Origin of the sequence: Sphingorhabdus sp. (assembly GCF_046154385.1) — a bacterium.
GTDB lineage: Bacteria > Pseudomonadota > Alphaproteobacteria > Sphingomonadales > Sphingomonadaceae > Sphingorhabdus_B.
Genome location: NZ_JBJXFW010000037.1, coordinates 13,628 through 26,653, shown reverse-complemented (window position 1 = coordinate 26,653; position 13,026 = coordinate 13,628). Strand labels below are relative to the sequence as shown.

Below are 13,026 nucleotides of genomic sequence, written 5' to 3'. Positions count from 1 at the left end.
GGATTTCCCGATGCGTCAATAGGCCGCGGATAACGCTACGTCACAGGGAGCTTCATACTCCACAGATAATTAGCGGGACGATTGTCCACCGCTTCAGCCAAACCGATTTCCTGATGATCGCGGCCCATCGCTGATTCATCAGCATAGGTCCCAAATAACCGGTCCCACCAAGTCAAGGCAAAACCGTAATTGCGATTTTGTTCGGCTACATCAGTGCTGTGGTGTACCAAATGCATGTCGGGCGTCACAAGAATAGTGCGGATAATCCGGTCCATCTTGCGCGGCAGACGGATATTGCTGTGGTTGAAAAGTGCGTTGCAATTCAACCAAAGTTCAAAAGCAAGCGCGACCATTAAAGGCACCCCCAGCAAGGCGATACAGGCCGATTTGAACAATGTAGAAACAATCAGTTCAAGGGGGTGGAACCGCAACGCCGTTGTTGCATCCAGATCACGGTCGCTATGATGCACCTTGTGTATCCGCCACAGAAATCGGAACCGGTGCATCGCATGATGCTGCGCCCAAATAGCCAGGTCAAGCAGGATGAAGGCCAGTAAAGTCACCACCCACAAAGGCCAATCGGTCCGGTTAAACAGGCCGAAATCATGCGTATCAGCCCAGATTGCGGCACTACCGACCACCACGACCATCGACAATATCCGGCCGACAACGGCATTGGTCAGGAAAAACAGCGCATGGGTCCGCCATCGCGGGTACCGGCCAAGCACCAGATCGCGCCGGGGCCTGAGCCATTCGGTCACCAACATCAACGCCAGCATCGCGGCGGGGATGGCGATTGCATAAAGGCCCAGCCCCGCCTCGATCATTGCCTTTACGCGTCGGCGCTTTCGAGGAACGGATAGTCGGTATACCCCTCCGCACCCGGTGAATACCATGTCTTGTAATTATCCGGCGTCAACTCTGCCCCGATGCGCAGCCGTTCGACAAGGTCCGGGTTCCCGATATAGGGCCGTCCAAAGCTGATTGCGTCGGCAAGACCAGAAGCGAGATCGGCGTCGGCCAGTTCGCGTGTATATTCTTGGTTCAAGACCAGCGGACCTTTGAATACCTCGCGAATATGCGGGGAAATGCGGGGCACGTCGGTCCGGCCGAAATTGCCATAGGGCTTGACTTCGCGCAGTTCGAGGAAGGCAATGCCAATATCCTGCAAAGCGGCGGCGGCGGCGGTGAACAGGGCGACCGGGTTGCTGTCATCTGCGCCCTGGGTTTCACCATTGGGCGACAGGCGCACAGAAGTGCGGTCAGCGCCCACGGTATTGACCACAGCTTGCGTTACTTCGCGAAGCAGGCGGATACGGTTTTCGATCGAACCGCCATATTGATCGGTCCGGAAATTTGAATTGTCGCGCAGGAACTGATCGATCAGATAGCCATTGGCGGCGTGAATCTGCACCCCGTCAAATCCGGCTGCGATAGCGTTTTTGGCAGCGTTGACATAGTCCGCGACAATGCGTGGAATTTCGGAAGTTTCCAAGGCGCGGGCCTCGGTATAGGGCTTTTTCCCTTCGGCGGTGTGCGCGTCGCCAGGTGCGGTGGTCGCGGATGCGGATACAGGCTGCGCTCCGCCCAGAAAATCAGGGTGCACCAACCGGCCCATATGCCATAATTGCAGGATGATCCGGCCGCCTGCTTCGTGCACTGCTTCGGTAACCGGCTTCCACGCAGCGACTTGAGTATCGTTCCACACACCCGGTGCCGATGGCCAGCCCAGACCTTCCTGCGAAATTCCCGTGGCTTCGGCGATAATCAGGCCTGCACTGGCGCGCTGGCTATAATATTCTGCCTTCAGTTCGGAAACGGCTACATGGCCGGTGCTGCTGCGTCCACGGGTCAAGGGGGACATTAGAACGCGATTCGGTGCGGTGATTGCGCCAAGCTGGATGGGATCGAACAAAGTTGCAGTCATAAATCTTCCTGTCATTAAGGCTTTGGTTTTCAGCCAAGATGCGGATAAGCGTTGCAAATTGCAACGGGGGTTTATGCCGACAAAGATTTTCCATCAGCAAAGCCCCAAGGCCTTGGCCTTTCTGGCGCTGATTGCCGGGAATATTGCCATAGCTTTTGGCCCCCTGCTCGTGCGCTATGCGGATAGCGGGCCGATTGCGACCGGATTTTGGCGGCTGGCGCTGGCGACGCCTTTTCTGTTTCTGGTCGGTCATCGATTCGGCTTTCGCCTGACAGCCGTGCGGCCGCAGACCTTTCTTTTCATCGCTATTGCCGGTGTTTTTTTCGGGATCGACATCATTGCCTGGCATATCGGCATTTTCCAAACGAAGCTCGGTAATGCCACGTTGTTCGCCAATTGCGCCAGTCTTTTGCTGGTGATTTACGGGGTGGTGGTGGCCCGCAAGCTGCCGGGCAAATGGCAGATCGTTTCGGTTGTGTTGGCCTTTGTCGGCGCGGCGTTGCTAATGGGGCAAAGTCTTGAACTGTCGCCGGTGCATTTCACAGGCGATCTTCTATGTCTAGGCGCGGGGCTGACATACACAGTCTATCTGTTGATGATGATGCAGGTTCGGGAAAATACCGAAAGCTGGGGTGCGCTTGCCATGGCCAGTACCGTTGCTGCACTCGTCTTGTGGCCTTCGGCATTATTTGCAGGTGAGCAGATTATTCCGACGGTCTGGTGGCCGGTCCTGTTGCTGGCCTTTACCTCGCAATTTTTGGGCCAGGGGTGCCTCACTTATGCGTTGCCGCATTTTAGTCCGCTGGTCATCGGTCTTGCACTGTTGCTGCAACCGGCCCTGTCGGCGGCGGCGGGCTGGTTTGCATTTGGTGAAGCATTGACCATGCTGGACTTGACGGGGAGCCTGCTCGTGATGGCGGCTCTCGTAATGGTTCGTAAGCAATAACCCTTTTATTAGACCGAACTTGCGCTTACATTTCGGATATGACCGAAAACATGCTTCCCACCGACCCGACACTCGATGAAATCCGCAATGCGCTGGCCCCGCTGATTGCCCGCAATGCCGGCTTTGACGGATGGTGTGCGGCTGCCGTCAATTCGGCGGCGGCAGAATTGGGTGTCGATACAGAAGTGGCCGCTCTGGCATTCAAGGGCAACGCTATGGCGATGATCGACGGTTGGATAGAATCGGTCGATATGGAACTTGCCCGTCGCCTGCCGCCGGAAAAGTTGGCGGCCATGAAAATCCGGGAGCGGATAACCCTGCTGGTTTCGACCCGGCTGGAGATTATGAACCCGGACCGCGAAGCCTTGCGCCGGGCGATGGCCATTATGGCGATGCCCCAAAATTTGGTGCACTCAGCAAAAATCGGTTGGCGCTCCGCGGACAGAATGTGGCGGCTGGCGGGCGATAACGCGAGTGATTTCAATCATTATACTAAACGCGCAACATTATCGGCCGTATATGGCAGTACGTTGAGCGTGTTTGTGAATGACGAAAGCACGGATTTTGCCGATACCCGTGCCTTTCTCGACCGGCGGATCGACAATGTCATGCAGTTTGAAAAGGCAAAGGCGCAAGCGCGCGCGCGTCAGGATTATGTGCCAAGCCTTTCGCGCTTCATTGGTCGGCTGCGGTATCCCGCCTAGCAGCGATTATATCTTGATGTTATTGCGAATCGGTTGCAAATGACGCGGGTGCAACTAGATCACCTCCCGCTTAAAAGACACGCAACGGTTCAGGCCATTGATTGGACCGCGATTCCCGAAAGCGAGGGTCATAGACTGCGTTCGCTGGGGCTTGAAGAGGGCGTCGAGATTGAGGCCTTGCACCAAGGCATATTGTTTTGGCGAGACCCGATTGCAGTGCGCGTGGGGCGGATGCGGATTGCGCTTCGCAAAAAGGTGGCTTCGGCCATTTTCTGCGAGATGAAACCATGAGTGCTACGCTGCCGCTGGTCGCTTTAGTGGGAAACCCTAACAGCGGAAAAAGTTCCCTTTTCAATGCGCTTACGGGGGCACGGCAAAAAATTGCCAATTATCCCGGTGTCACGGTGGAGCGTAAATCGGGACGAGCGTCTTTACCCGACGGCCGACCGGTTGAACTGCTTGACTTGCCGGGCGCATATAGTCTGCAACCCGACAGCCTTGACGAAGCAGTGACCCGCGATGTTGTTTTGGGCAAGCTTGCCGGACAACGCAGACCTGATGCGCTCGTTATCGTTGTTGATGCCGGCAATCTCGACAATCATTTGCGCTTTGCGATCGAGTTGATCGGGCAGGGGCTTCAGGTCGTGATTGCGCTTAACATGGTTGATCTTGCCGAACGCGATGGCCTCGAAATTGATCCGACTGTGCTTGCAGATGAATTGGGCGTTCCGGTTGTGTCGACCGTAGCCGTTCGAAAGCGCGGGCTGGATCGACTGCTTGGCGTGCTTGGCGATGTCATTTCCCAACCCCGGACTGAAGACATTGAGCCGCTCGAAAGTCGCAAGCAGATTACCGATCGCGCACACCGAATTGCCAGACGCGCAATCATTCGGGAAACGCAGGGGCGGCAATGGACAAGACGTCTGGACGCAATCCTTTTGCACCCGGTGGGCGGCGTTGCCATCCTGCTGGCTTTGCTGTTTGTTATGTTTCAGGCGGTCTATGGCTGGTCAGAAGCGCCGATTGGCTGGATCGAGGCTGGATTTGCCGCGTTGACCGACGCCATTAACGGACAATTACATGACGGGATATTGCGTTCTTTCCTGACCGACGGCGTCATTGCGGGCGTCGGTGCGGTGGTTGTTTTTTTACCGCAAATTCTGATTTTGTTTCTCTTCATACTGATGCTGGAATCCACCGGCTATATGACGCGTGCCGCTTTTGTTATGGACCGCATGATGGTCGCCGTCGGATTGTCAGGGCATAGCTTTATTCCGCTTTTGTCCTCTTTTGCCTGCGCGATCCCGGGCATCATGGCGACGCGCAGCATCATGGACCAGAAAGAACGGTTGGCAACGATATTGATCGCGCCATTGATGACCTGTTCGGCACGCCTGCCAGTATATACGCTGATCATCGGCGCATTCATTCCGGCGCAGACTGTCGGTCCGGGCATCGGGTTACAGGGATTGGTGTTATTGGGGCTCTATCTATTTGGGATCGTAGGCGCGATGCTTGCTGCTGCGGTTATCCAGCGCTTTGTCACGCAAAGCCGCAGCAGCAGCTTCCTGATTGAAATGCCGCGTTATCAAATGCCGCGATTGAGCGATATTGCGCTGGGTCTGTGGCAACGCGCATGGGTGTTTTTGCGCCGTGCGGGCACCATTATTTTTGCAGCTTCGATTATATTGTGGGTGCTCCTGAGCTTTCCGAAAGTTCCCGTAGGTGCCGCGCAGAGCCAGGTGGAATATTCAATCGCAGGCAATATTGCCGATGTAATTGAACCGGTTGTTCGCCCCATCGGTTTCAATCACGATATTGCACTTGCCCTCATTCCGGCGATGGCCGCGCGCGAGGTTGCGGTATCCGCGCTTGGTACTGCTTACGCTATTGATGCGACCGATGAAGAGCAGGCAGCCATGAGCCTTGGCCCCAAATTGGCGGCCAAATGGTCGTTGGCCACGGCCTTGGCCTTTTTGGCATGGTTCATTTTTGCCCCGCAATGTATTTCCACAATCGCGGTAACGCGGCGTGAAACCAATGGCTGGAAATGGCCGATATTCATGGTGACATATCTGTTTGCACTTGCCTATATCGCGGCAGGGGCTACCTATTGGACCGCAATCGCGCTTGGCCTTTAAACGCCAGCGTTTCCAAAAAGACTAAGGGGTAGGACATGGCGGGTAGCGTCAATAAAGTAATAATCGTCGGCAATCTGGGCGCGGACCCGGAAGTAAAATCCTTCCAAAATGGCGGTCGCATCTGCAATCTGCGCATTGCGACCTCCGAAGACTGGAAAGACCGCACCACCGGCGAAAAGAAAGAACGCACCGAATGGCACAGCGTCGTCCTGCAAAGTGACGGGCTGGTCGGGGTCGCCGAACGCTTCCTGAAAAAAGGCAGCAAGGTGTATATCGAAGGCCAGCTGCGAACCCGCAAATGGCAAGACCAGTCGGGTAATGACCGCTACACCACCGAAATATCTGTGGCCGGATTCGATGGAAAGCTTGTGATGCTCGACGGCGCGCGTGGCGGCTCAGGCGGCGGTGGCAATGATGGCTGGTCGGGCGGTGCATCCTCCGGCGGCGGTCAAGGTGGCGGCGGTCAGGGCGGTGGCAACAACTGGAGCGGCGGTTCGTCGGGCTTTGGCGGCGGCGATTTTGACAATGATCTCGACGATGATGTACCATTTTAATGGCAATCAACGGTAACCGGCGCGATATTACCAACGAACAGGGACAATGATGAAAAAAGCTCTGTTGGTGGTTTTGGCGATATCGGCGTTGGTCGCTTATTTTGTCTTCGATCTCGGCCAATATCTCAGTCTTGAAAATTTCAAGGCGCAGCAGGCCGAAATCCTTGCGGCAAAAAATGCGCAGCCGGTGCTCTATATTGCCGGCTTCTTCCTGATCTATGTCGCGGTTACCGGGCTATCCATTCCCGGCGCGGCGATCATGACTCTGATTGCTGGCGCGCTTTTCGGACTCGTGTTCGGTACGATCCTTGTCTCTTTCGCCTCGACCATAGGCGCAACGCTGGCCTTTCTGGGGTCGCGCTATGTCTTGCGGGATTGGGTGCAGTCGAAATTTGGCGAACGGCTAAAGGCGGTTGACGACGGTTTGGCCAAGGACGGGGCTTTTTACTTGTTTACTTTGCGTCTGATTCCGGTGTTTCCCTTTTTCGTCATCAACCTGCTGATGGGTCTGACACGCATTCGGACATGGACCTTTTTCTGGGTTAGCCAATTGGGGATGCTTGCTGGCACGATTGTCTATGTGAACGCCGGAACCCAGATCAGCCAGATAGAATCGACCTCCGGCCTGTTGTCGCCGATGTTGATTGGTTCTTTCGTGCTGCTGGCTTTTTTCCCTTGGGCGGCCAAAGGCTTGATCGCATTTGTGAACCGGCGTCGTGGCTAATTCAGGAACCAAGCCAAAGCGGTTTGACCGCAATTTGATCGTTATCGGTGCAGGGTCCGCCGGTCTGGTGTCCGCCTATATTGCGGCCATGGTACAGGCTAAAGTCACGCTGATTGAAGCGCATGAAATGGGCGGCGATTGCCTCAATACCGGGTGTGTGCCGTCCAAGGCGCTGATTAAAAGTGCGCGGGTGGCGCATCTCGTTTCCGGCGCGGCCCGCTTTGGCGTCAAAACGTCCGCACCGACCATCGATTTCCCGATGGTCATGCAACGGATCCGCGACGTCATAACGGCGATTGAGCCCCATGACAGCGTTGAACGCTTCACCGGTCTTGGTGTGGATTGTATGAAGGGGTATGCCCGCTTCATCGACCCTTGGACTGTCGAAATAGACGGGAAAGCACGGCTAACTGCGCAAAGCTTTATCATTGCAACTGGCGCGGCGCCGCTCATCCCGCCTTTGCCCGGTGTCGAGGCGAGCGGCTATTTGACGAGCGAAACCTTATGGGACGAATTTGCCAAGCGTCCAGCCGCACCGGAGCGGTTGGTCATATTGGGCGGCGGACCGATTGGCTGCGAACTCGCACAATCCTTTCAGCGGTTGGGCTCACAGGTTGTTATCGTGGAAATGGCCGAACGACTTTTGTTGAAAGAGGACGCCGATGCCGCGGTCTTGGTGACCGGGCGTTTGCAGGCCGAAGGCGTGCAGATTTTGACGGGTCACAAGGCTATCCGCTTCGAAAGCGGTAACACCCTCATCATAACGGGGCCACAGGGCGAAAGCTCGCTATCCTATGACGACGTGATTATCGCAGTCGGCCGTAAACCGCGCATTTCCGGTTTTGGTCTGGAAGAATTGGGTATTGTCGTGAACGGCAAATTGCCGGTCGACGGGTTTCTGCGGTCAAATATGCCCCATATTCTATGCGCAGGCGACGTCGCGGGGTATCAACAGCTCACGCACGGTGCGTCGCATGAGGCCTGGTTTGCAACCGTCAACGCACTTGCCCGCCCATTCAAGAAATACCGGGCTGACTATCGTGTGCTGCCGCGGGTTACCTATACCGAACCCGAACTGGCTGCGGTGGGCATGACGGAGGTGGATGCGGTCCGGCAGGGCATTGCCTTTGACGTGACGCGCTATGATCTGGACGATCTGGACCGCGCTATTGCCGAAGGAGAATGTGAGGGTTTCCTGAAAATCCTGACCGCCAAGGGCAGTGACGAGATTTTAGGGGCTACCGTCATCGGCGAACATGCCGGAGAAATTTTGGCGGAAATCACGTTTGCGATGAAGCACAAAATGGGACTTCGCAAGATTTTGGCGACTATTCATCCCTATCCCACATGGTCAGAAGCGACCAAATATGCCGCCGGTCAATATGGACTGGCGCGTAAGCCGGCTGGATTGTTGAAATGGGCCGAGCGCTGGTTTCGTTGGCGTCGCGGTTAAGCCCTTTTCTATTGAAAATTCTTGGCGGCGAGCGCGACGCGCTGGGCAATTGTTGCGAGGCAGAGCGCTGCAAATGCCAAAGCAAGTTCTGGAAAATACGTCGGTAGCAGGCAGAATAGCAGGAAAAACAGGATCGTTTCCCCACCTTCCATGAGACCCGAAGAATATATGAATGCCTTGCGACCCGGTTCGGTCTCGGTCGGCACCTGATGTGCGGCAATAGCGGCATAAGCGAGGAAGCTAACCGCGGTGAGAGTAAAACTCGCAATCAAAAGCAAGGCCGGAACAAGATGTGTCGGGCTGGCAAGTCCAAAAGCAACAGGAATTGACACGTAAAACACATAGTCTGCCAGACTGTCGAGATAGCCGCCCCACGCAGTCGGCCCATTGATACGGGCAACGGCGCCGTCGAGGCCGTCCAGAATACGGCTTGCCGCGATGAACGCGATGGCAAGGGGCATATGATTTTCAACTATGGCAAGCGCAGCCGCGAGCGCAACCAAAGCTCCGGAGAATGTAAGAGCGTTCGCCGATAAGCCCGCGCGCGCCACGCGAACGGCTATTATGTGCAATGGCTTGTCAACCAGCCGCCGCAAAACTGCGTCAAACATGGCCGGTCACTTCTTCGCCAACTTTTCCCTCAGCGCGGCAAGCACGCTGAACGGACCGGATTCATCTTCGTCTTTCACACCCGCCGCTTTCAGCACGGTGTCAGCGTTGGAACTGCGTGGATAAGGATCAAGTGCCAGGCCAAGCGATTGCGCGACTGCTTCGCCAAGATCAATTAACTGGCCATCATGGAACATAACATCGCAGTCTTCGGCGGCGAGTTCAAATTCGGTTTCTTCGTCGATATGCGGTTCGGGAATGAACCTTATGGATATCTGTTCGGAGACATTGACCGCAATAGGATCGCGTGTTGCGACACAAATCTGTTCAAGTTTTGCCGTGATCTGGCCTGTTGCCAGAATTTCTGCTCCGTCGGTGGTGACTGTTATGTCTGCCTCGAGCATGTCCAGCGTCGCGAGATCGAAGCGTTTTGCCAATGCTGTGCGGGACACCGGGTCGGCGGACAAATGGATGCTCCGTGTTTTTCCGCCCAATTCCGATATCTTCAGTTCATGACTAAATTCGTTGCCCGTCACCATATTGCCTTGCCTGCTGCCAATTCACCCGCAGAAACCAGGGACAAAGCTTGTGCGATTGCGGTCAGGCCTTGTTTGACATGGGCTATTGCCTCTTTATCAACGCCGCCGCCGCGATAGATATTGCGCGTTATTACCTCATCCAGCTGCCCTGTATCGGTAAACGCTTCACGAAAAGCAGTAATGCGACCGCCGACTGCGCCCATCATCTTGCCGATATGTTTGCCGACAATCATGTCGCCTATGCCAACTTCGCGCAATTGTCCGTCCATATCATCGACCAGAACCTCGGTCAGGTGCGCCATATTCTGGGCTTGGGCGGCATCTTGCTCTAATCGAAGCAAAACGAGGGAAAAAACGGCCGCGATCATGTCGAAACGGCCGTCGATACTGTCAGGCACCTGACCTTCTTCATACCAATGCGGCGTCCGTGCATTGGCAACGATCTGGTTATAAAGCGGGATTAGTTCGAGTTTCGGGTCAGCCTGCGTTGGTCGAAATATTTTTTTCCAAAAAGTCATGCGCGCTTGTCCGTTCTACTCATCGGCTATTCATCTGCCATTGCATATTGATCTTGCGTGCCAAGGATGCAATGGCAAAGCCTGAGTTTCGTGCAATAGTGGAGAAGTTTATGTCCAAGTCGCAAATCATGATCCTGGGCACGCTTGTTACCACTTTGGTAATGACGTCCGGCTGCACCCGCTTGCGCGCGCATCAGGGTTATATTGGCGATCAAACCTTGTTGGCTTCGGTGCAGCCGGGCGTCGATAACAAGGAATCGGTTCAGGCGTCGCTTGGACGCCCGACTTTCGTGGGCCAGTTCGACGCAAATGACTGGTATTATTATGCGCGGGATACCCGCCAGCTTGCCTTTGCCCAACCTAATGCAACGGCCCAATTCGTATTGAAAGTTCGCTTCGACCAGTCCGGAAACGTGGCGTCAGTGTCGCAAACCGGAAAGGAGCTGATCGCAAATATCAGCCCGGTTGGTGATAAAACACCAACGCTGGGACGTAATAAGAGCTTCTTTGAAGAAGTGTTCGGGAATATCGGTTCAGTTGGCGCAGGCAGCGGTCAGGGCAGCACACCAAACAGCCCGAATTAGGACCTGACCCTAGGTTCTGAACTTTTAACGGCGATTGGCTATTCCGTTACGGCGGCGGCGGCCAGCACGGCCAATGTGACCAGGTCACTGGTGCTTGACGCCATTGTTGCAACTTGAATCTGCCGCTCCATGCCGATCAGCATTGGCCCGATAACGCGATCACCACCCAGTTCACGCAGCAATTTTGCGGACAGATTGGCCGATTGCAAGCCCGGCATAATCAAGACGTTGGCAGGGCCGGAAAGCCGGCAAAACGGGTAATTTTTCATCAATGCCGGATTGAGCGCGACATCCGGTGGCATATCGCCTTCATATTCAAAGTCGGGCCTGCGGGCATCCAGTAACGCCACAGCGTCGCGGATATTATCGAGCCATGTCCCGTGCGGATTTCCAAATGTCGAAAAAGACAAAAAGGCAACCCGGGGGACATGCCCCATACGCCGCGCTACCACGGCTGTTTTTTCGGCGATATGCGCCAGTTCTGCCGCACTCGGGCGTTCGTTGACTGTGGTATCGGCGATAAACACTGTATGCGTTTTTCCGACCATGACATGGATGCCGAACGGAATCTCGCCCTTTTTGGAATCCAGCACGCGGCGTAATTCCCGCAACGTTTGCCCAAATGTGCGTGTAACGCCGGTGATCATGGCATCTGCTTGATCCATTTGTAGCAACAAAGCGCCAAAAATATTGCGGTCGCGGTTGACCATGCGCTGGATATCCCGCCGCAAAAAACCACGCCTTTGCAGTCGGTTATACAAGCGATCGACCATTTTTTCGACCAATGGGCTTTGGGCACTGTTGTGGATTTCATAATCCTCGGCATCAGCGCCCAATTCCCGCAGCATCTCCTTTACCCGTGCTTCCCTGCCGACGAGCACAGGGACGCCATAACCGTCCTGTTTGAATTGCACGGCTGCACGCAGGACGACGTCTTCTTCAGCCTCGGCAAAAATGACGCGCTTTTGTTTGGCGCGTGCGGCTTCATAAACCTGCGTAAGTACGGATGTGGTGGGGTTCAGACGCGCACGCAATTCTGCGCGATACGCCGCCATGTCGAGTATCGGCTTTTGCGCCACACCCGAATCCATGGCCGCTTTGGCAACGGCGGAAGCGACAATTTCCATCAGCCGGGGGTCGAAGGGGGAAGGTATGATGTAATCACGGCCAAATTTGTGCGACATTCCGCCATAAGCTGCCGCGACCTCTTCGGGAACGGTTTCGCGGGCCAGCTGTGCCAAGGCATTGGCCGCCGCAATTTTCATCGGTTCGTTTATCGTGGTAGCCCTGACATCAAGCGCACCCCGGAACAGGAAGGGGAAGCACAGAACGTTATTGACCTGATTGGGAAAATCCGACCGCCCTGTTGCGATGATGGCGTCGGGACGCGCCGCCCTTGCCACCGGTGGCGAGATTTCGGGGTCAGGGTTGGCCATTGCGAAAATAATAGGTTGATCCGCCATCGACTTTACCATGTCCGGGCTTAAGGCGTTGGCAGCCGATAGGCCGAGAAACACATCTGCGCCGACAATGGCCTCGGCCAGCGTGCGGGCGCTGGTCTTGGCGGCATGCGCGGATTTCCACTGGTCCATGCCTTCGGTGCGGCCCTGGTAAATCACCCCGGTACGGTCACACATGATGACATTGTCATGCGGGACCCCCATTGCTTTGATAAGCTCGGTACAGGCGATTGCGGCGGCTCCGGCACCGTTGCAGGTTACTTTTACATCTTTCAAAGATCGGCCGGTCAATTCGCAGGCGTTGATCAGGCCTGCTGCCGCGATAATAGCTGTCCCGTGCTGGTCATCGTGGAAAACCGGTATGTTCATCCGCTCACGCAGTGTTTGTTCGATGATAAAGCAAGATGGTGCGGCAATGTCCTCGAGATTGATCCCGCCGAAAGTGGGTTCCAAAAGCTCAACTGCATCAATGAAGCGGTCTACATCTTCTGTCTTCACCTCAATATCGATCGAATCCACATCGGCGAAGCGTTTGAACAGGACGGCCTTGCCTTCCATGACCGGCTTGGATGCCAAAGCACCCAGATTGCCCATGCCCAATATTGCGGTGCCATTGGAAATAACGGCAACCAGATTGCCCTTTGCGGTATAATCATAGGCGGTTGCAGGGTCGTCATAAATGGCTTGAACAGGAACCGCGACGCCGGGTGAATAGGCCAGACTTAAATCGCGCTGTGTCGCCATCGGTTTTGTCGCGATGATTTCAATTTTACCGGGGCGTCCCTGAGAATGGAAATCAAGGGCTTCCTGGGCGGTTAGTTGGACATCACTGTCGTTCATATTTTGCACTCGCCCCTTATTTGAAAC

The 13,026-nt window shown here is 55.2% G+C and carries 14 protein-coding genes; 8 read left to right on the top strand and 6 right to left on the bottom strand.

The annotated features are described in order from the left end of the window. Window positions 1-35: 35 nt before the first annotated feature. On the bottom strand, window positions 36-827 hold the full coding sequence (locus ACKVOS_RS06760) for a sterol desaturase family protein (protein WP_409211253.1): 792 nt from the start codon (window positions 825-827) through the stop codon (window positions 36-38). 5 nt (window positions 828-832) lie between these two features. Beyond that, window positions 833-1,927 carry an alkene reductase gene (locus ACKVOS_RS06755; protein ID WP_409211252.1) on the bottom strand — a complete coding sequence of 365 codons (1,095 nt, stop codon included), beginning with the start codon at window positions 1,925-1,927 and terminating at the stop codon, window positions 833-835. Window positions 1,928-2,000: 73 nt separating this feature from the next. On the opposite strand from ACKVOS_RS06755, the gene ACKVOS_RS06750 reads away from it, so the two are divergent. Genes ACKVOS_RS06750 through ACKVOS_RS06720 form a run of 7 tightly spaced genes read left to right on the top strand, consistent with a single transcriptional unit; the run spans window position 2,001 to window position 8,449 of the window. Beyond that, window positions 2,001-2,873 carry a DMT family transporter gene (locus ACKVOS_RS06750; RefSeq protein WP_409211251.1) on the top strand — a complete coding sequence of 291 codons (873 nt, stop codon included), beginning with the start codon at window positions 2,001-2,003 and terminating at the stop codon, window positions 2,871-2,873. A gap of 38 nt (window positions 2,874-2,911) precedes the next feature. Beyond that, window positions 2,912-3,577 (top strand): COQ9 family protein, encoded by a 666-nt coding sequence (locus tag ACKVOS_RS06745; protein ID WP_409211250.1) that lies wholly within the window; start codon window positions 2,912-2,914, stop codon window positions 3,575-3,577. Window positions 3,578-3,616: 39 nt separating this feature from the next. Further along, complete coding sequence (locus tag ACKVOS_RS06740) at window positions 3,617-3,868, top strand: ferrous iron transport protein A (RefSeq protein WP_409211249.1); 252 nt, start codon at window positions 3,617-3,619, stop codon at window positions 3,866-3,868. Beyond that, entirely contained in the window at window positions 3,865-5,718 is a 1,854-nt protein-coding gene (gene feoB / locus ACKVOS_RS06735; RefSeq protein ID WP_409211248.1) for a ferrous iron transporter B, read from the top strand. Before ACKVOS_RS06740 ends, feoB begins: the two co-directional genes overlap by 4 nt. A gap of 35 nt (window positions 5,719-5,753) precedes the next feature. Then, complete coding sequence (gene ssb, locus ACKVOS_RS06730; protein WP_409211247.1) at window positions 5,754-6,272, top strand: single-stranded DNA-binding protein; 519 nt, start codon at window positions 5,754-5,756, stop codon at window positions 6,270-6,272. Window positions 6,273-6,318: 46 nt separating this feature from the next. Further along, the gene (locus ACKVOS_RS06725; RefSeq protein ID WP_409211246.1) at window positions 6,319-6,996 is read left to right on the top strand and encodes a TVP38/TMEM64 family protein; all 678 of its coding nucleotides are present in this window, start codon (window positions 6,319-6,321) and stop codon (window positions 6,994-6,996) included. Beyond that, on the top strand, window positions 6,989-8,449 hold the full coding sequence (locus ACKVOS_RS06720) for a dihydrolipoyl dehydrogenase family protein (RefSeq protein WP_409211245.1): 1,461 nt from the start codon (window positions 6,989-6,991) through the stop codon (window positions 8,447-8,449). The genes ACKVOS_RS06725 and ACKVOS_RS06720 overlap by 8 nt, the downstream gene beginning before the upstream one ends. Window positions 8,450-8,457: 8 nt before the next feature. Here ACKVOS_RS06720 and ACKVOS_RS06715 read toward each other — a convergent pair whose 3' ends face one another. The 3 genes from ACKVOS_RS06715 to ACKVOS_RS06705 are packed head-to-tail and all read right to left on the bottom strand — an operon-like array spanning window position 8,458 to window position 10,115. Continuing rightward, a complete protein-coding gene (locus tag ACKVOS_RS06715; RefSeq protein WP_409211244.1) occupies window positions 8,458-9,060 on the bottom strand; it encodes a CDP-alcohol phosphatidyltransferase family protein in 603 nt (200 codons plus the stop codon). Between the two features lie 6 nt (window positions 9,061-9,066). Beyond that, entirely contained in the window at window positions 9,067-9,597 is a 531-nt protein-coding gene (locus ACKVOS_RS06710) for a YceD family protein (protein ID WP_409211243.1), read from the bottom strand. Continuing rightward, a complete protein-coding gene (locus tag ACKVOS_RS06705) occupies window positions 9,591-10,115 on the bottom strand; it encodes a ubiquinol-cytochrome C chaperone family protein (protein ID WP_409211242.1) in 525 nt (174 codons plus the stop codon). Before ACKVOS_RS06705 ends, ACKVOS_RS06710 begins: the two co-directional genes overlap by 7 nt. Window positions 10,116-10,225: 110 nt before the next feature. On the opposite strand from ACKVOS_RS06705, the gene ACKVOS_RS06700 reads away from it, so the two are divergent. Then, the gene (locus ACKVOS_RS06700; RefSeq protein WP_409211241.1) at window positions 10,226-10,699 is read left to right on the top strand and encodes an outer membrane protein assembly factor BamE; all 474 of its coding nucleotides are present in this window, start codon (window positions 10,226-10,228) and stop codon (window positions 10,697-10,699) included. A 38-nt stretch (window positions 10,700-10,737) separates the two neighbouring features. Here the strand turns inward: ACKVOS_RS06700 and ACKVOS_RS06695 are convergent, their stop codons facing one another. Then, the gene (locus ACKVOS_RS06695; protein WP_409211240.1) at window positions 10,738-12,999 is read right to left on the bottom strand and encodes an NADP-dependent malic enzyme; all 2,262 of its coding nucleotides are present in this window, start codon (window positions 12,997-12,999) and stop codon (window positions 10,738-10,740) included. Window positions 13,000-13,026: the final 27 nt, after the last annotated feature.

What these genes read in the sequence shown, in the direction of transcription:
- ACKVOS_RS06760 (WP_409211253.1), bottom strand. Translation starts at nt 827, where the DNA reads ATGATCGAGGCGGGGCTGGGCCTTTATGCAATCGCCATCCCCGCCGCG.
- ACKVOS_RS06755 (WP_409211252.1), bottom strand. Translation starts at nt 1,927, where the DNA reads ATGACTGCAACTTTGTTCGATCCCATCCAGCTTGGCGCAATCACCGCA.
- ACKVOS_RS06750 (WP_409211251.1), top strand. Translation starts at nt 2,001, where the DNA reads ATGCCGACAAAGATTTTCCATCAGCAAAGCCCCAAGGCCTTGGCCTTT.
- ACKVOS_RS06745 (WP_409211250.1), top strand. Translation starts at nt 2,912, where the DNA reads ATGACCGAAAACATGCTTCCCACCGACCCGACACTCGATGAAATCCGC.
- ACKVOS_RS06740 (WP_409211249.1), top strand. Translation starts at nt 3,617, where the DNA reads ATGACGCGGGTGCAACTAGATCACCTCCCGCTTAAAAGACACGCAACG.
- feoB (WP_409211248.1), top strand. Translation starts at nt 3,865, where the DNA reads ATGAGTGCTACGCTGCCGCTGGTCGCTTTAGTGGGAAACCCTAACAGC.
- ssb (WP_409211247.1), top strand. Translation starts at nt 5,754, where the DNA reads ATGGCGGGTAGCGTCAATAAAGTAATAATCGTCGGCAATCTGGGCGCG.
- ACKVOS_RS06725 (WP_409211246.1), top strand. Translation starts at nt 6,319, where the DNA reads ATGATGAAAAAAGCTCTGTTGGTGGTTTTGGCGATATCGGCGTTGGTC.
- ACKVOS_RS06715 (WP_409211244.1), bottom strand. Translation starts at nt 9,060, where the DNA reads ATGTTTGACGCAGTTTTGCGGCGGCTGGTTGACAAGCCATTGCACATA.
- ACKVOS_RS06710 (WP_409211243.1), bottom strand. Translation starts at nt 9,597, where the DNA reads ATGGTGACGGGCAACGAATTTAGTCATGAACTGAAGATATCGGAATTG.
- ACKVOS_RS06705 (WP_409211242.1), bottom strand. Translation starts at nt 10,115, where the DNA reads ATGACTTTTTGGAAAAAAATATTTCGACCAACGCAGGCTGACCCGAAA.
- ACKVOS_RS06700 (WP_409211241.1), top strand. Translation starts at nt 10,226, where the DNA reads ATGTCCAAGTCGCAAATCATGATCCTGGGCACGCTTGTTACCACTTTG.
- ACKVOS_RS06695 (WP_409211240.1), bottom strand. Translation starts at nt 12,999, where the DNA reads ATGAACGACAGTGATGTCCAACTAACCGCCCAGGAAGCCCTTGATTTC.